At 59.9% G+C, this 17,440-nt stretch carries 15 protein-coding genes; 4 read left to right on the plus strand and 11 right to left on the minus strand.

From position 1 onward, the window contains the following. Positions 1 to 12 precede the first annotated feature (12 nt). Positions 13 to 1,764 carry a right-handed parallel beta-helix repeat-containing protein gene (locus tag DWW03_RS11740; RefSeq protein ID WP_009598410.1) on the plus strand — a complete coding sequence of 584 codons (1,752 nt, stop codon included), beginning with the start codon at positions 13 to 15 and terminating at the stop codon, positions 1,762 to 1,764. 1,374 nt (positions 1,765 to 3,138) lie between these two features. Here the strand turns inward: DWW03_RS11740 and DWW03_RS11750 are convergent. Continuing rightward, the gene (locus DWW03_RS11750; protein WP_015547290.1) at positions 3,139 to 4,077 is read right to left on the minus strand and encodes a DMT family transporter; all 939 of its coding nucleotides are present in this window, start codon (positions 4,075 to 4,077) and stop codon (positions 3,139 to 3,141) included. A gap of 181 nt (positions 4,078 to 4,258) precedes the next feature. Here DWW03_RS11750 and DWW03_RS11755 point away from each other — a divergent pair, with 181 nt between their 5' ends. Beyond that, positions 4,259 to 5,167: a DMT family transporter gene (locus DWW03_RS11755; protein ID WP_118406797.1), complete on the plus strand. Its 909-nt coding sequence runs from the start codon at positions 4,259 to 4,261 to the stop codon at positions 5,165 to 5,167. Here the strand turns inward: DWW03_RS11755 and DWW03_RS11760 are convergent. Genes DWW03_RS11760 through DWW03_RS11770 form a run of 3 tightly spaced genes read right to left on the minus strand, consistent with a single transcriptional unit; the run spans position 5,164 to position 6,528 of the window. Next, positions 5,164 to 5,559 carry an acyl-CoA thioesterase gene (locus DWW03_RS11760; RefSeq protein ID WP_022061234.1) on the minus strand — a complete coding sequence of 132 codons (396 nt, stop codon included), beginning with the start codon at positions 5,557 to 5,559 and terminating at the stop codon, positions 5,164 to 5,166. The genes DWW03_RS11755 and DWW03_RS11760 overlap by 4 nt on opposite strands. A 1-nt stretch (position 5,560) precedes the next feature. Next, on the minus strand, positions 5,561 to 6,142 hold the full coding sequence (locus DWW03_RS11765) for an L-threonylcarbamoyladenylate synthase (RefSeq protein WP_015547288.1): 582 nt from the start codon (positions 6,140 to 6,142) through the stop codon (positions 5,561 to 5,563). Positions 6,143 to 6,147: 5 nt separating this feature from the next. Then, positions 6,148 to 6,528, minus strand: coding sequence for a VOC family protein (locus DWW03_RS11770; protein WP_022061235.1), 381 nt, complete (start codon positions 6,526 to 6,528; stop codon positions 6,148 to 6,150). Between the two features lie 120 nt (positions 6,529 to 6,648). Between DWW03_RS11770 and DWW03_RS11775 the strand changes: the two genes are divergently transcribed. Next, entirely contained in the window at positions 6,649 to 7,374 is a 726-nt protein-coding gene (locus tag DWW03_RS11775) for a YebC/PmpR family DNA-binding transcriptional regulator (RefSeq protein ID WP_022061236.1), read from the plus strand. Positions 7,375 to 7,476: 102 nt separating this feature from the next. On the opposite strand, the gene DWW03_RS11780 is transcribed toward DWW03_RS11775, so the two are convergent. Then, complete coding sequence (locus DWW03_RS11780; RefSeq protein ID WP_022061237.1) at positions 7,477 to 8,130, minus strand: rubrerythrin family protein; 654 nt, start codon at positions 8,128 to 8,130, stop codon at positions 7,477 to 7,479. 169 nt (positions 8,131 to 8,299) lie between these two features. Between DWW03_RS11780 and DWW03_RS11785 the strand changes: the two genes are divergently transcribed. Next, positions 8,300 to 8,770 (plus strand): hypothetical protein, encoded by a 471-nt coding sequence (locus DWW03_RS11785; protein ID WP_022061238.1) that lies wholly within the window; start codon positions 8,300 to 8,302, stop codon positions 8,768 to 8,770. 52 nt (positions 8,771 to 8,822) lie between these two features. On the opposite strand, the gene DWW03_RS11790 is transcribed toward DWW03_RS11785, so the two are convergent. The 6 genes from DWW03_RS11790 to mreC are packed head-to-tail and all read right to left on the minus strand — an operon-like array spanning position 8,823 to position 17,282. After that, complete coding sequence (locus DWW03_RS11790) at positions 8,823 to 10,055, minus strand: phosphatase PAP2 family protein (RefSeq protein WP_118406788.1); 1,233 nt, start codon at positions 10,053 to 10,055, stop codon at positions 8,823 to 8,825. Positions 10,056 to 10,061: 6 nt separating this feature from the next. Further along, on the minus strand, positions 10,062 to 12,647 hold the full coding sequence (locus tag DWW03_RS11795; RefSeq protein WP_118406789.1) for a calcium-translocating P-type ATPase, PMCA-type: 2,586 nt from the start codon (positions 12,645 to 12,647) through the stop codon (positions 10,062 to 10,064). A 6-nt stretch (positions 12,648 to 12,653) separates the two neighbouring features. Next, positions 12,654 to 14,096, minus strand: coding sequence for a rod shape-determining protein RodA (gene rodA / locus DWW03_RS11800; RefSeq protein ID WP_022061244.1), 1,443 nt, complete (start codon positions 14,094 to 14,096; stop codon positions 12,654 to 12,656). Continuing rightward, entirely contained in the window at positions 14,086 to 15,912 is a 1,827-nt protein-coding gene (locus tag DWW03_RS11805; protein WP_015547280.1) for a peptidoglycan D,D-transpeptidase FtsI family protein, read from the minus strand. Before DWW03_RS11805 ends, rodA begins: the two co-directional genes overlap by 11 nt. Then, positions 15,909 to 16,427: a hypothetical protein gene (locus DWW03_RS11810; RefSeq protein WP_022061245.1), complete on the minus strand. Its 519-nt coding sequence runs from the start codon at positions 16,425 to 16,427 to the stop codon at positions 15,909 to 15,911. Before DWW03_RS11810 ends, DWW03_RS11805 begins: the two co-directional genes overlap by 4 nt. After that, positions 16,428 to 17,282: a rod shape-determining protein MreC gene (gene mreC, locus DWW03_RS11815; protein WP_022061246.1), complete on the minus strand. Its 855-nt coding sequence runs from the start codon at positions 17,280 to 17,282 to the stop codon at positions 16,428 to 16,430. Between the last annotated feature and the right edge of the window lie 158 nt (positions 17,283 to 17,440).

Consider the following 17,440-nt stretch of genomic DNA (forward strand, 5'->3'; position numbering starts at 1 on the left):
TACAATATCCTGATGAAAAAACTGCTTCACACCCTGTTGCTGTTTGCTGTCGGGCTCTTTGCAGCCTGTCAGGCCCCGACATCCGGTGGCGATGTCTACTTGAATGATTTCCTTGACGACCTGACTGCACAAACCGACGCAGGACCGGCCATTCGGGCCGCCTTGTCCCATTGTGCCCGGATCCGGGCCGCACGGCTTATTCTTCCGGGTGGAGAACTCCGGATACGACCCGATCTGGCGGTCGAAAAGTACCAGTTCATCAGCAACAACGACGAAGGTTTGAAACGGATTGCCTTTGATTTGGTCGGCCTGCAAGATTTCACCATTGAAGGTGCTGACACGAAACTCCTTTTCACAGGTTTCGTTTCACCGTTCAACCTCGAACGTTGCCGCAACATCACGATCCGCAATCTTTCGATCGACTTTACCCGCACGTTTCACTCCGAAGGTACCGTACGGGCGGCCGGAAACGGATGGCTCGATTTGGAGTTCCCGGACAAATACCGATGCGATCTGACGGACGGATGCTTGCGTTTCCTCGATGACGAAGGTCGTGTCTACCCCTATTCCAGTTTGTTGGAGTTCGATACCCAACGATGCGAACCGGCTTTCCACGTCGACGACTACTGGCTCCCGGCCCATACCATTCCTGCTGAACGGCGTCCTAACGGATGGATTCGGATTTTCCGCAGTGATTTGAAGGCCGCGATCGGGAATACGATGGTCTTCGGGGCCGCCCGACGGCTCAATCCCGGGATCACCGTTTCCGATTCGCAGGGTATTGCAATCCTCGACGTGAAGCTCCATCACTGCGGAGGGATGGGGGTCATCGCACAACGCAGCCGCGACATCGGAATTGAACGGATGGAAGTTGTTCCGGCTCCCGGCAAAAAACGCATGATCAGCATCACGGCCGACGCCACGCATTTCTCCAATTGCGGGGGACAGATCCGTCTAATTGACTGTACGTTCGAAAATCAGAAGGATGATGCCTCCAATATTCATGGACTATATATGCCCGTCGATACGATTTTCGATCGGGAGCGGATTTGGGTTCGCTGGGGACACAGCGGGCAATACGGCACAGATTTCCTCGTCCCGGGGATGGCGGTGGAAATTGTCGACAACCACACGCTTGAAGCCTATGCCCGGCGGATTGTTGCTAAGGTCGAACGGTTCAACAAGGAGTATTCTGCGGTAACCTTCACTGAACCCTTACCCGAGAACATTCGTCCCGGCCATCTGATTGCAGCCGACGAACCCGGTCCCGATGTTCACATCAGCGGTTGCCGGATGTCGGGAAACCGCGCCCGCGGTTTGCTGATTGGTTCCCGCGGACGGGTTATCATCGAAAACAACTATTTCCATATCGCCGGAGCCTCGATCCTCTTTGAGGGCGACGGTAACTTCTGGTTCGAACAATCCGGTGTCCGTGACGTAACAATTCGCAACAACATCTTCGCAAACGGCAATTATGGAAGCCGGGGATGGGGAAGTGCCTGCATTGCTGTCGGCAGCGGAATTTCCCAGCGGCAGACAAGTCGTTATCACCGCAATATTCAGGTCGATGGAAATCTGTTCCGAGTATTCGATCCCCGCATTGTTAATCTGTATTGCGTAGACGGATTCCAATTCTCTGCGAGCAATCGCATCGTGCGAACGTCAGACTATCCTGCGACATTCGATCCGAAGCTCCATTTCGTATTCGACCAATGCGATCACATCGAGATTCCACGACAGATTGAAATGGCTGAACAGCGTTGAAAGAGTCCTTCTAAAAAATCGATATCAGATGGGAGTTGCAACAATAAAAGTTTGCAACTCCTATTTTCCCATACTTTGGAATAAAAGTCCGCAAGACACAGCTAAAGAAGTTGGATACATTATTCTCATGTAGGATTTCATTCCGTCGTGAATAATATAACATAGGCCGTAGCAAAAACAGAGGAGGATACTCATCATATTTCCATGGAGCACTATAAAATCTGAGCGTAGCAGGTTGAAGATAAACTGGTGGTTACATCTTCATTCAACTTTTTTAGGGGGGCTGGCATTTATGTCGAATGCGCACTCTCTAAATTGCCTCATTATCTGGATTTTATTCCATATTGTCACATATCCCAATAACTCCGGCTTAGCACCTGACTGAAATGAAACAATAGAAAAATATTGGGTCATCAACCGGAGTGAATATTATAGACAGCAAGTTTTTCAGGCTGTAGAAAATGATAAGGCGCAATTTGCCTCCGATAATGATACAGCCATGATTCAATATATTGAGTAAATCGGCTAATTGATGTCCAAGTTAATTTCCTGCTTGTGTTACCAATAATACGACGCAGATCTTCCAATTTTATAGCCTCGAAAATATCTTCCGATGTAAAAGTATTTCCATTCCAGACTTTTTATTTCAAACGTTATATCAACTATATTTAGCCGCTGCTCCGATCTGAAAAAATACACTTCATACGTTGGCAAAAGTAAGACGACGTCTGATGAATATCCGAGATGAATCAGTAAAGTGATTCCAGGAATGAAATCGCTACTATGGACTGTCATTGCATTGAGGGAATTCGAGATGAAAATGGTCTGGTTGAAAGTAAACCATCCTGTAGTCATGGACTGCGGAAGAAAATCGCAATTCCGAAATCTCCGATTTATTGGGCAAAGCAATTTACACCTACAGATCTTATGGGAGATAGCAGTTCCGATGCAGGAACTCGGTGCCGGACGATGTCTTGACGGTTCGCAGACTTCTTTGGATCTGTTTGTAGAAGGGTTCACATGGATGATCAACATCTAGATAAATGATTCCGATAAGTATAAGCATGTCGTACTGAACCGCAAAAACGCTATTGTTTTTAGCAAATTTGCTCGATCGGAAAATTTTTCGTAGCTTGCAGTAGGTTATTTGAAATGCGGCATTTAGACGCAATAAGCTGAAAATAAATCGTTACCTTCGCGTTACCTATTTTCCTATATAAAAGTTGTAACGACCCGATAAATCGAATCGTTACAGTTTTTTAATCCCGTTCCCCGCGGGGTTCGCCTTTTGGTTCGGGGAGCATTCGCCCCGGCTGTTCGGAAACGCTCTTTTTCAGGGGCGCGGAAGGGGCGGCTGCCGTCGTCGGGGAGGGGCTAATTGCCGCTTTTCAGGCGGTCGGCGTCGAGCTGCGCCCGGGATTTCGACTTGGTTACCAGCCATACCCCCGCGAAGACGCACAGCGCGGCTCCGGCCTTGGTGAATCCGAAGGTGTCGAGTCCGATCGCCACGGTGAACAGCACCGCCACGACGGGCTGCACGTAGTTGTACATCGACACGACCGTGGGCCGCAGGTGGTGCTGGCCGATGGGAACCATTAGGTAGGAGAGGAACGTGGAGCAGACCACGACGTAACCGATTCCGGCCCAGGTCCGGGGCGCCAGCCCGGCGTAGTCGACCGCGGTCAGCGGACGGTAGTAGATCACCACGGCGACTATGGCGGCAAAGAGGAACATCCACTTCATCGTCGTCACGGGCGAGTAGCGGACGATCACGTTGCGGAAGGCCGTGAGGTAGGTGGCGTAGCTGACGGCGCTGACGATGCACAGCACGTCGCCCATGACGCTCGACGAGTGTCCTGTGCCGTGCTGGCTCACGAGAATCAGGATCAGCGCCCCGGCGCATCCCAGAAAGACGCCCCCGGCCTTCAGCCACGTGATCGGCTCGCGCAGGAACAGCGTCGCCAGCACCATCGTCAGCACGGGGACCACCGTGGCGATGATCGACGTGTCGATGGGCGAGGTGAGCGACAGCCCCCACAGGAACAGCATCTGGTTGAGCTGGATGCCGAAGACGGAGGCCAGGAGCAGCAGCGCGATGTCGCGCCGGGCGACCCGTTCGCGGGGCAGCAGCAGCGAGACCGTCCAGAACAGCAGCGCCGCGCCCACCATGCGGTAGACGCTCAACGCGAAGGGGTTGACCCCTCCGGGGTTGGCCTCGGACCAGAGTACGCTTTTGCCGATCGGGGCGTTGAGTCCCCAGACGATGTTGGCGACCCACAGGGCCGCATGTCCTTTCAGTTTTCCTTTGTCCATCTTTCGTAGCCCGTTCGAGAAGCGGGGTTCTGAAGCGGGGCGGGCGCCGATCCGTTTCCGAATCTCGATTTCGGCCACCGCCCTTGAATCCCGGCTTTTGGCCGGGGCAAATATAAGGTAAAATTCGGTGCGATAATTGCCCGGTTTTCTTTTTGTGAGTAAAACGCGCTATAATCTCGACCTGGTTTTCGCCAACGTGTTTTTCGGAGCGAATTTTTCGTTCTACGTCTCCCTCACGCGCAATTACCTCGATTTCCAGCAGATATTCATGTTGCAGGTGCTTTCGGCGGCGGTTTTCTTCATCCCCTTCGCCCTTTTCTCCCGCTACTCCTACCGCATTACGTGGCGCGATGTGGGCAACATTCTGATTGTCACGCTGCTGATCGTCTACGGCTGGATGTACATGCTGCTCTGGGGGTCGTCTTACACCACGCCCATCGACGCCTCGGTCATCGCCACGCTCGGCCCGGCCTTCACGCTGATCATGGATCACCTGATGCACCCGCGCAAGTATATCGGGACGCGTGTCGTGGGGGTGGTCTGCGCACTCGTCGGCGCCGGAATCCTGATTCTCGGCGACGGCTTCTCGCTTACCCACGGCAGCCGCGCCCAGGGCAACCTGTTCGTGCTGGCGGCCGTGGTGGCCATCGCCGTCAATACGGTGATTATCAAGCCGCAGCTGGAGAAGCTGGGCACGCTGGTCGTGATGGGGTGGTACTACATCATCGGGCTGGCCATAACGGCGCCCTTCTTCTGGAAATACATCGACCACGTACCGTTTCTGCGGCTTCCGCTGTTTGCGCAGGCCGAACTGGGCTATATCCTCATTCTGGGAACCGTCCTGCCCATGTACCTGCTCTACCGCGGCACGGAGAAGCTGACCTCGGTGCACACGGCGCTTTACCGCTACATCCAGCCCGTGATCGCGGGCATCCTGGCCATTACGCGCGGACAGGCGCATTTCGACGCCGCGAACATCACCGCCTCGGTCTTCATCTTCGCGGGCGTCATCCTCGTGGTGGTAGGCTATAAGTATTATGTCCGCCACGGCCTGCCGAAACTGCGCAGCGACGGACGGCTGGAACACTAATCGGCCAGCAGCCGTTCGCGCCAGGCGTCGGGAACCGGTTCGCTCCGCTGGCGTGCGAAGTCGAAGACGACCATCACCGAGCGGCTTTCGCTGCGCACCTCGCCGCCGGCGAGCAGCTGCTGGAAGAGCGTCAGGCTCTTCGTTCCCACCCGTTCGCAGGTGGTCGTCACCCGCACGGGGTCGTGCATCCTGACCTGCCCCAGGTAGGAGGTCGAGGTCGAGACGGTGAGAATCCGCAGGTCTGCGAGCAGCACCTCCGCGCCCAGCACCTTTTCGTAGAACTCCATCTTGCCCACGTCGAAATACATCTGCTGCGAGACGTTGTTCACGTGCTGAAAGGGGTCCACGTCGGAGAACCGTTTCTGAATCGGGGTTTCGAGCGTGCGCGCCATCTTATTCGCGGATGATTTTCACCTCGCCGCCTTCGCCGAACGCGATGATCGACGACGCCTTGCGGGTCGGTTTGCCTTCGAAACGGGGGTTGACGACGAAATCCACGCCGTCGATGATCTCGCGGGCCACGTCCTGCAATCCCACGGGCGTCGCTTCGCCCGAGATGTTGGCCGAGGTCGAGACGATGGGCCGTCCCAGGGCGCGGAGCATCCGGCGGCAGAATTCGTGGTCGGGGATGCGCACGCCGAGCGTCCCTTCGTCGGGGATGAGGTTTTCGGCAAGCCCCGCGGCGCCCGGCAGGATGGCCGTCAGGGGCGAGGTGGCCAGCTCCATCACCTCGAAGGCGATTCCCGGGGCCTTGTTGACGTAGCGGACGATCATGTCGGCCGAGGCGCACAGCACGAGCATTGATTTCTTGTTCCCGCTCCGCTTGAGACGGTATATCCGCTCCACGGCGGCGGCGGAGGTGGCGTCGCAGCCCAGTCCCCAGACCGTGTCGGTGGGGTAGAGGATGATGCCGCCCGCGCGCATCGTGCGCACGGCCTCGTCGACCTCCCTTTGCATTTCGGTTTGCGTCTGCATGGCGGTTATTTCAGGGGTAATATTTCGATCCAGTAGTCGTCGGGGTCGTTGATGAAGTAAAGCCCCATGTCGTGGTTTTCGTAACAGACGCAGCCCATGGCGCGGTGGTGCTCGCGCACGGCGTCGTAGTCGCCCGCCACGCGCATGCAGAGGTGGCTCTCGTTCTCGCCCAGCTCGTAGGGCGCGGCGGCGTGGTCGCGCAGCCAGGTAAGCTCCAGGCGGAAGGGGCTTTGTCCGTCGCCCAGATAGACCAGCGTGAATCCTCCGTCGGAGGCCTCTTTGCGGCCCGTTTCCCGCAGCCCGAGGGCCTTGTCGTAGAAGGCGATGCTGCGGTCGAGGTCCGTTACGTTGATGTTGAAATGGTCGAAACGACTTTTGATCTCCATAGATTCAGGTGTTTTTATACGGTACAAAAGTAATTTTTAATTTTTAATCTTTAATTTTTAACTCCGAATTTTATACCTTTGCACCACGAACGAAAAAATCCGAAAAAAAACGATAATCTTATGGGAAGAGCCTTTGAGTATCGCAAAGCGCGAAAAATGAAACGCTGGGGTCACATGGCCCGCACCTTCACCAAGTTGGGCAAAGAGATCGAGATCGCCGTCAAGGCCGGAGGTTCCGACCCGTCGGGCAACACCCGCCTGCGCATTCTGATTCAGAACGCCAAGGCCGAGAACATGCCCAAGGAGAACATCGAACGGGCCATCAAGCGCGCCACCGAGAAGGATGCCGCCGACTACAAGGAGGTGATCTACGAGGGATACGGCCCTCACGGCATTGCGTTCCTCGTCGAAACGGCCACCGACAACACCAACCGCACCGTGGCCAACGTGCGCATGTATTTCAACAAATGCGGCGGCACGCTGGGCAACAGCGGCTCGGTGGGCTTCCTGTTCGACCACAAGTGCGTCTTCAAGTTCCGCGCCGCCGAGGGTGTCGATCCCGAGGAGCTGGAGCTGGAGATGATCGACCTGGGGGTCGACGAGTTCTACTCCGAGGAGGACGGAATCACGGTTTACGCCCCCTACGAATCGTTCGGCGCCATCCAGAAGTGGCTCGACGACAAGGGCTTCGAGATCGTCTCGGGCGAGTCGGTGCGTATCCCCTCCGACGTGAAGGAGCTTGACGCCGAAGGCCGCGAATCGGTCGAGAAGCTGGTCGAGAAACTCGAAGAGGACGACGACGTGGTGAACGTATACCACACCATGAAGGACGCCGACGAGGAGTAGTCGCTGATTTCACGGGGCGTTTTGCCCTTGTACCTGCGAGGCACGGACGGGATTACCGGTTCGTGCCTCGCTTCGTTCATCCCCCCCCCTATGTAGCATGGCTCACTCGAAGAGGACAAACCTTTTTCCCTCCGTCAGGCAGGCGGGGCAGTACCAGTCGGCGTATTCCGACGGATAGAGGTTGCCGCAGTTCGGGCAGACTGCGAACCGGCCCGTGTCCGGGGCGTTGCGTCCCTCCTGCCGGCAGCGTTCCAGCAGGGCGATGTTCCGCATGTCTCCCGCCGAGGCCCAGGTCAGTATGCGCGCCGCATAGCGGTTGCCGCGCTCCATCGCCCGGCGGATGTCGGCTCCGGAGCGTCCGGCGTGGGCCTGTCGTTCGTAGGCGACGCTCCGTTCGAGGTTGCCGTCGGTCGTGCCGCCGAAAATGATGATCTTCCCCGGGGGCGTGTAATGACCTCCGAGATGGAGGATCGCCGTCGCGCAGTTGTTCTCCTGCAACCGCTCGGAGAAGGCCATGGCCCGGAACAGCCGTTCGGCCGTGTGGCGCTCTTCGTCGGCCGCGATGCCTGCGAAATGGTCGTATTGCACCGATTTGACGTGTTTGCGGCGGCAGCAGGCGTCCAGGTCGGCGAGCGTTTCGGCCCACGGCGAACCCTTCGGCGACCGGGGTTCGCGCGTCGCAGCGTAGTACATCCAGGCAAGAATGCCTGCCGATGCCGCGAATAACAGAAGTATCAGACCGAGACGCAGTTTCATAATGTGTTGCCGGGGGAAAGCCGCAGTCCGGAACGTGCATTTTTTGTGCCAACGGGCGCCTGTTTCATCTGCCGCCGGGGATTTTTGCAGCTCTGCTTTGGATTTCGGGTTCCAATCCCTATATTTGTAATCCGTCTTTGCGGAAACCAGGAGCGGGACGGCCTTGGGTATGAAAATCGGATTGAGCCTTTTTGCCGTGGCGGCCGCGGCTCTGCTGGCTGTCGGCTGCGGCGGAGACAAGGGCGGCGGTGAGGACGAGGCGAACTACGACGGCTGGATGCTGACCCGCTGGAAGGACGGTACGGCCTTGACCGGAACGGTTTACCTGCAACTCGGCGAAGACGGGACATTCACCCTTTACCAGAGTATCGGGACGTTCGGGTACGCCCGGTTCACCGGGACCTACGCCCTTGTCGGCGATCCGGCGACCGGGCAGGTGCTTTCGGGGACCTATGCCGACGGTACGCCGTGGGACAGCAGCTATGCGGTTGAAAAAATGACGAAGCGGGAACTGCGGCTCCGCGCGCTGAAGGACGGCGTCGTCTCGGTCTATTCCGGGGTGGCGATCCCTGCTGCGGTGAAGGACGGCGTCACGGCCGGGCGGCTGCGCAGCGCCGCGCAGGGGGAGTCGTTCCTGTAAGGGCCCGGAAAGAAAACGCAAAGGGCGGACCCACGGGTCCGCCCTTTGCGTTTCAGAATACCGCGCAGACCTCCATGCTGAAGGTGAGCTTGTGAAGCCGTTCGCGCGACGAACGCACCACGGGAGGTGCGACGTCGTAATCGGTCGAGAAGCGCACGCCGAGGTTTTGCGTGGCGAGGTAAGTGGTCGAAAGCCCGGTTCCGAAGGAGAATCCGGCGCGTCTTTCCAGCCTGCGGAAATCCGTGCGGCACGGTTTGTAGATCTCGCACCCTCCGAGCAGTTTGGCGCCCACGAGCCACCGCATCGAAAAGGGGTGGGAAAAATAGGGTCCCGCGTACATCGACGCACACTCCAGATTGTCGTTCTGCGCCACGCCGTTGACTTTCACGCGCAGGTTGGTGCACGACATGCGGCCGCCGAAACCCCAGTAGGGCGTTGCGAACCAGGCGCCCTGCACCGAGACGGCCGGCCCCGAGAGGAACTGCATGTGCATCCCGGGGTAGGGCGTGTAGCTTCCGGGGACGGTCGAGAATCCGAGGCTGAACCCGAGGAACGACGGCCGGCGGCAGCGGTCGTAGACCGAGTAGGTTTCCGTGACGTTCAGCCCCTTCTCCTTGAAAATCAGGTCTGCGAGGAAATATCCCAGCTCCGTGGCGAGGATGCCGATACCGGCTCCGACCATGATGTCGCTCATCCAGTGCCGGTTGTTGAGCTGACGGGTGACGCCCGTGACCGTCGCCACGGTGTAGCCCCCGATGCTGTACCACGGGCTGCGGTGGCCGTACTCCTTGTGGAGCATCGTGGCGGCCATGAAGGCCGTCGCCGTATGCCCCGAGGGGAAGGAGTTGCGCGACGATCCGTCGGGGCGCATCACACGGCAGGAGTATTTGAGCGAGTTGACCCCGATGGCCATGAGTCCCGCCGAAAAGGCGTCGGAGACCAGCATGCGGCCCCATGAACTGCGTCCCCTGACGCCGCAGGCTTTCAGGGCCACCATCGCCCCGGCGGGAGCGTACTGGAGCCAGTCGTCGTAGTCGTGGCGGAACGAACGGCTGTACCCGTTGCGCAGACGCTGGAAGTCGGAATCGTAGGCCTGCATCACGACGCCGCCCACGATCAGCGGCGTGCCGACGAAGAGCATGCGGTAGGCTTTTGTCGAGGTGTGGCGGTCGATGCGCCGTCGGAACTCCCCTCCGGCGCTCATGTCTGCGCTGTCCGGTAATTGCGCCGCTGCTCCCAGGCCCGCGAATGAGAGCAGGCAGGCGGCGGTCAGGCGTTTGAGCATCGTATTTTATCGCAACTGTTTTCTTTTTCTGTGGATTGCACGGATGATTTCGCCGCCGACAGCCAGCAGCGAGGTGAATCCGATCACCTCGGCCCATTGCATCCACGAGAGCGGTTCGGTGCGGAACACCTCGCCTCCGAATTCCACGATCAGCACCTGTCCCACGCCGATCGCCGCGAGGATCAGGAAGAATTCGCGGCAGCCGCCGAGACATGTGAAGACCGAATGGCGCGTCTCGAATCCCTTGGCGTTGAACATGTTCCAGAACTGGAGGAAGACGAACGTCGAGAAGAACACGGTCAGTTGCTCCACCGTGAGTCCGCCTTGCAGGATCGTCCACCGGAAGAGCATTCCCAGCAGTACGACCACCATCGCCGCGCCGCACGTGAAGAGGGTGCGGGCCATGGCGGGGGTGATGATGAATTCGTCCCTCGGGCGCGGTTTGTCGCGCATCACTTCGGGGTTGGGCGGCAGCGAGGCCATGGCCATCGCCGCGAAGGTGTCCATGATGATGTTCACCCAGAGAATCTGCACCACCGTGAGCGGCATGTCGGTTCCGAACAACGCGCCGATGAAGCAGATGGTGATGGCCGCGAAGTTTATCGTCAGCTGGAACAGCACGAAACGCTGGATATTGCGGTAGAGCGAACGTCCCCACATGACGGCCGTGGCGATCGAGGCGAACGAGTCGTCCAGCAGCGTGATGTCCGAGGCGTCCTTCGCCACGGAGGTTCCCGAGCCCATCGAAAGACCCACGTTGGCGAAATTGAGCGCCGGGGCGTCGTTCGTGCCGTCGCCCGTCACGGCCACCACCTCGCCGCGCTGCTGCAACAGCTTGACGAGACGCTGCTTGTCCAGCGGCCTGGCCCGGGACATGATCTTCAGCTCCTGCACGCGTCCCTGCAGCTCCTCGTCGCTCATGGCGGCGAACTCCGTGCCGGTGATGTGGTTCCGTTCGCCATCCGCGGCGTCGTTCCACAGCCCGATCTGGCGGGCGATTTCGCGCGCCGTGGCCGGGGTGTCGCCCGTGACGATCTTGATGCCGATTCCCGCCTCCAGGCAGCGTGCGACGGCCGCCGGAACGTCCTCGCGCACGGGGTCCGAGATGGCGGCCACCGCCGCGAAGTGCAGCCCGCCCGCCTTGACCGCTTCGAGGCAGTCGTCCGACGCGGTTTCCGCCCACGCCACGGCCAGCGTGCGCATGGCGCGGCTCTGGAACCCGAGGAGCTGTTCGGCGACCTGCGCGTCCTTGCCGTCCGGGGCGCACATCGTGCGCACGATCTCCGGGGCGCCCTTCACACAGAGGATGCGGCGGCCCGAGATGCCGCTTTCGATGATCGTGGCCATGTATTTGCGTTCGGTCGAGAAGGTCAGCCGGTTGACGATCTTCGCTTCGGCGCGCAGCGGTTCGTAGTCCTCGCCTCCGGCGCGCATCCATTCGAGCAAGGCCCCTTCCGTGGGGTTGCCGATGATATGGCCTTCGGCGTCGAGGAACGCCGTGGTGTTCAGGGCCACGACCTCGGCGAATTCCCGTGCGGGAAGCGTGTCGTAGCGGATCAGTTCCTGCACGTGCATGCGGTTCTGGGTCAGCGTGCCGGTCTTGTCGGTGCAGATGACCGTCACGGCGCCCATCGTCTCGCAGGCGTGCATTTTGCGCACGAGGTTGTTGGTCTTCAGCATCCGTCGCATGGACATCGCCAGCGACAGCGTGATCGACATCGGAAGCCCTTCGGGCACGGCCATGACGATGATGGCCACCGAAACCATGAAGATTTGCAGCACGTGCTGCGAGATGGTCAGCCAGTCGCTCTCGAGCAGCCCGCCCGCGAAGATCGCCTTTCCGAGCATCACGCAGAAGATAAGCGCCGAAAGGAGGATGCCCAGCCGGCCGATCAGACGCGAGAGGCGCGTCAGCTGACGGTCGAGGGGCGTCTGCTCTTCGCTCTGCACGGTCGACTGCTCCGTGACGCGTCCGGCTTCGGTCGCATCGCCCACGGCCGTTACGACCATCACGCCGTAACCGTCTGCCACGGTCGTGCCGCGCAGCACCGCGTTCGAGGGATAGGTCGCCTCGGGGTCGAAGTCGGCTTCGTTGACCGTCTTGTCCACCTCGGGTTCGCCCGTGAGCGTCGATTCGTTGATTTTCAGCGATACGGCCTCGACCAGTTCGCCGTCGGCGGGAATCGTCTCGCCGCTCTCGATGTAGACCACGTCGCCCGTGACCACGTCGCGTCGCGGAATTTCGCGGATCGACCCTTCGCGCATCACCTTCACGGGGATGTCGTCGTTCACTTGGTTGAGCCTCCGGAAACGCCGCTGGGCATCCCATTCGAACCAGAATCCGACGCAGGTGGCGAGGATGATGGCGCAGATGATGCCCACCGATTCGGTGAAGTCCTTGTGGACGAATCCGATGATGAGCGACAGCACGGCGGCCAGCAGGAGGATGCGGATGATCGGGTCGCGGAATTTTTCCAGCAGCAGGCGCCAGGCCGAATCGTCCTTCGGCGGGGTGATGACGTTGTCGCCGTGGCGCCGGCGGCTTTCGTCGATTTGCGGGGTAGTCAGTCCTTTGGGGTTGTAGCGAATCATCGGGTATTATAGTTTGTGTACGGAAAATTGTCGTGTCGAGGCGTCGAGCCGCACGGCGATGAACAGCAGGATCGTGAAGGCGATGAGCGACGAGCCTCCGTAGCTCATAAACGGCAGCGGAATGCCCATCACGGGCATCAGGCCGATGGTCATGCCCACGTTGACCAGCACGTGGAACAGCAGGATCGCCGCCACGCAGTAGCAGTAGATGCGTCCGAACGGCTCCTGCTGCCGTTCGCCCATGCGCATCAGCCGCAGGATCAGCAGGCACAGCAGCGTCAGCACCACGACCGAGCCGAGGAATCCCCACTCCTCGCCCACGGTGCAGAAGATGAAGTCGGTGTGCTTTTCGGGGACGAACCCGTATTTGATCTGGGTCCCTTCGAGGAAGCCCTTGCCCCAGAAGTTGCCCGAGCCGATGGCGATTTTCGCCTGGTTGACGTTGTAGTCGGTTCCGAGCGGGTCGCTGATGATGCCCAGGAAGCTTAATATACGGTCGCGCTGGTGCTGTTTGAGAATCGAATTGAAGATGTAGTCGGTGGTGGGCAGGAAGACGAGCGAACCGACGAACAGTCCCAGCGTGATGAAGATGTTGGCGAGATTCGAGCGGTAGGCGTATACGGCAGCGAAGACCATGGCCGCGAGGGTCGTTGTGAGCAGGCTGTGGTAGAGATCGAGCGTTCCGGGGGCGATCAGCGCCATCACGAGGCATAGCAGGATGGCCGACAGCATCACCGCGGCCAGGAACACGAGGCGCGAACGCCACTGGCCGTTCATCATCGCCTCGGAGAGCGTGCAGACCAGAATCAGCGTCACGAGCAGTGTCATCGGCGAGAGGAGGAACGAGACGATGAACAGCGCGGCGATCAGCAGCACCGGGATGCAGAGCCATTTGTTCAGCCCTTCGCGGTAGAGCACGAAAAGGAACGACCCCAGCACGATGCCCGACCCGGTGTCGTTCTGCAGGATGATGATGAAGAGCGGAATGCAGATCACCACGGCGACCTTCATCAAGTCGCCCGCGCGGTTGATCGAGAAGGAGTATTCGCTCATCACGCGGGCCAGGGCCAGGGCCGTGGCGATCTTGGCGAACTCCACGGGCTGCACGCGCAGCGACCCGAACTCGAACCACGCCTTCGCGCCGTTGACCTCGCGGCCGAAGAGCAGCGCGGCCACGAGCAGCGCGATGCCGCCCAGATAGGCCGGGTAGGCGAACATGTGGTAGAACCGTTCGTCGAGCAGCAGGACGATGATCGCCGTGACCCACGCCATGCCGATCCACATCAGCTGCTTCATGTAGAAGTGCGAGAACGAGAGCAGGTCGGCCGCGCTGTCGTCGTACGACGCCGAAGTGATCGAGATCCATCCCGCCGCGACGATCAGCACGTAGAGCAGGACGGTCCAGCCGTCCACGCCGTAAAAGATGCCGTTATGCCGGTTATTTGTCATAAGCGGGATAATAGATGTTCATGTCCTTGATGTATTGCAGCAGTTCGGGCCTGCGGATCGTGTCCGTCAGGTAGTACTCTTCCAGCAGGCTGGCGATCGGCAGGGCCGCCGAGGCGCCGAATCCGCCGTTTTCGACGTAGACCGAAATGGCGATCTTCGGATTGTCCTTCGGTGCGAACGAGAGAAAGGTCGAGTGGTCGCGGCCGCGCGGGTTTTCGGCCGTTCCGGTCTTGCCGCAGACGTCCAATCCTTCGAGCCGGGCGCGGGTCGAGGTTCCCCCGACGTTCACGCCCCGCCACATGCCCTCGACGATGGGTTCGAAGTGTTTCGGTTCGACCATCGTGTAGTGGCGTTCGTAGAAACGCGCGTCGAGCGAGTCCTGTCCTTCGATCTTCTTCACGATGTGCGGGATGTAGTAGTAGCCTCGGTTGGCCACGATGCACGCCAGATTGGCCAGCTGCAACGGCGTGCAGCCCAGCGCATCCTGCCCGATCGAGAGCGACAGCACCGTGAGCGAGTTCCACGAACCCCGGTACTGGCGGTCGTAGTAGGCGCGGTCGGGCACGTATCCGTTGCCCTCGTCGAGGAAGTCCGAACCCAGCTTGCGCCCGAATCCGAAGCTCTCGACATATTGTTTCCAGACGTCGTAACCCTCCTTCACGCTTCCGTATTTGGGGTTGTCGAGGATGTCGCGGAAGACGTAGCAGAAGTAGGCGTTGCACGAGGTCGCCACCGCGAAGCGCAGGTCCAGCGGCGAGGCGTGGGCGTGGCAGGCCATCTTCAGGCGGCCCGCCTGGTAGCCCATGTGGCAGGAGTGCAGGTCCGAAGGCCGGAGCACCCCTTCCTGAAGGCCGATCAGCCCCTGCACCAGCTTGAAGGTCGACCCCGGGGGATATTTGGCCTTCACCGCACGGTTGAACAGCGGCTTGCGCTTGTTGTAGAGCATCTTCATGTAGTTGTTGCCCCGCTGGCGCCCCACCAGCTGGTCCGGATCGTACGTCGGCGAGGAGACCATCATCAGGATTTCGCCCGTCGAAGGCTCGATGGCCACCGCGGCTCCCACCTTGCCGCGCATCAGCTCCTCGCCCAGCAGTTGCAGGCGGGCGTCGATGGTGCTCACCAGATAGCGTCCCGGTTCGGGAACCGAGTCGTAGCGGCCGTTCATGTAGGAACCCTTGATCGCCCCGTGGGTGTCGATCTCCTGAATCCGGACGCCCTTGCGGCCCCGGAGCTGCGGCTCGTAGGCCGACTCCACGCCGTTCATCCCTACGTAGTCGCCCGTCTTGTATTCGGGGTTGCGCTTCAGGTAGTCGGGGTTCACCTCGCTCACATACCCCAGCAGGTTGCCGCCCACTTCGCGGGGATACCGGCGGACGGTGCGGTAGACGGTGTAGAACCCCCGGAAGTTGCACTCGTCGAAGCGCAGTTTGTCCTCCTTGGAGATGTAGTTCATAATCAGCCGCGGCGCCCGCGGACGCATCCGCGCGTTGGCCAGTTCGCGTTCGAGCCGGGCGCGCGAAAGTCCCAGCACGTCGCACATGCGGGCCGTGTCGAAGCCCTGTTTGCCGATTTCGCTCGATATGACCATTAGGTCGTAGCATTCGCGGCTCTGCACCAGATATTCGCCGTTGCGGTCGAAGACCTCGCCGCGCGGCGGGTACTGCACGACGTGGCGCAGCACGTTGGCGCGCGCCAGATCGTCGTAGCGCGAATCGAAGAGCTGGATGTAGGCCAGCCGTCCGACGATCAGCGCGAAGATCAGCAGGACGATGACTTGCAGGGTGCGCATCCGCATGAAACTCTCGGAGTTTCTCATATGCGCACGGGGATTTTGGCGGTGAAGATGCGGGCGATGATCCAGATGAAGCCCGCCGATACCGCCGTGCTGACGACGATGCGCAGCAGCGTATGGAGCGCGTGGGTCCACGAAAGGGCCTCCAGCGAAAAGAATACGGCGTGATGCACGAGCGTCAGCGCCACGAGGTAGGTGATGAGCTTTCGTTCGCCCAGACGCGCCGACGAGGGGATGCCCCCTTCGCGGACGTTGTCGCGGCCGCAGATCATGCCGGCGAGGGTCGGGCGCAGGAAGGCGATCAGCAGCGTGGCGATCGTGTTGATCCCCGCCGCGCCCATGGCGAAGTCCATCGTGACGCCCAGCGCCAGTCCGGCGCCCAGAACTGCCGCGGGCGGCGTGTCGAGCGGCAGCAGGGCGATGAAGACGATGTATACGAGCGGGTTGAGGTAGATGCTGATGGTCAGGTTGTCGAACAGGAAAACCTGAAGCAGCGCCGCCGCCGCGAAAAGTCCGAGATATGGTAGTGTGCGGTACATTTAGTCGTTCCGGGTGTGTTGTTCGATTTGTTCGCTTTGCTGCAGGTTGCGGATTTCGTAGAAGTCGCGGTTGCCGACCAGCACGACTTCGTTCAGCCGCGACATTTCGGCTGCGAGCCGCACCCGTACCGTGTAGGCCGTGCGGGTCTCGTTGAGCGAGGCGCTCTCGACCCAACCGATCAGCACGTCGGCGGGAAAATACTGCGAGAATCCGGTCGTCACGACCTCCTGTCCGGGCTTCGGGTCGGCGTATTTCGACAGCTCGCCGAGGATCACCACGTTCTGGTCCAGCCTGTCCCAATAGATCGAGCCGTAATATTCGGCGTCGGCGAGCTTGCCGCTGGCCCGGAACGAGGTGTTCAGCACCGACATCGCCACGGCGTAGCGTTCCGTGCAGTCGACGACGTAGCCGGCCATCGCGCCGTCGGGCGAGAGGACGGCCATCTCTTCGACCACGCCGTCCTGACGTCCGCGGTTGAGCGTGATGAGGTTCTGCGCCCGGTTGACCGTGTTGGCCACGACCGATGCCGTGACGAAGCGGTATTTCGATTCGCCGATGTCCTGCATATAGCTGTCCAGCCGCGCGTTGGTTTCGGCCTCCTCGTACTGGGCGAGCCGCTCTTCGAGCTGTGCGACGCGGCCCAGCAGTAGCCGGTTTTCGTGCCCGAGGCTGAAGTAACGCCTTATGCCCGCGAAAAATCCGTGCACGCCTCCCGCCACCTGGTTCGACCGTGCGAGCAGCCGGGCCTGGGTGTAGTGGGTGGAGTGGGCGTAGTAGCTGATGGCCGCGACCTCCAACGCCACGAACAGCACCACGACGTAGATGCTTCGTATGAACTCGAACAGTTTGCGCAAAGCAGTTCCTTAATTTAAGATTGCGGACCAAGGCCCGCAATCCGTATTTGTCAATTTATCCGATTCTTGTCGGAACGAACCGTATTTCGGGCTTCGCGAAGTCGGCGGTGCAGGGGCATACTCGGGTATGTGACTGCACCGGACGGCGAACGACGTGC

This window comes from Alistipes sp. AF14-19, assembly GCF_003461645.1.
GTDB classification, from domain to species: domain Bacteria; phylum Bacteroidota; class Bacteroidia; order Bacteroidales; family Rikenellaceae; genus Alistipes; species Alistipes shahii.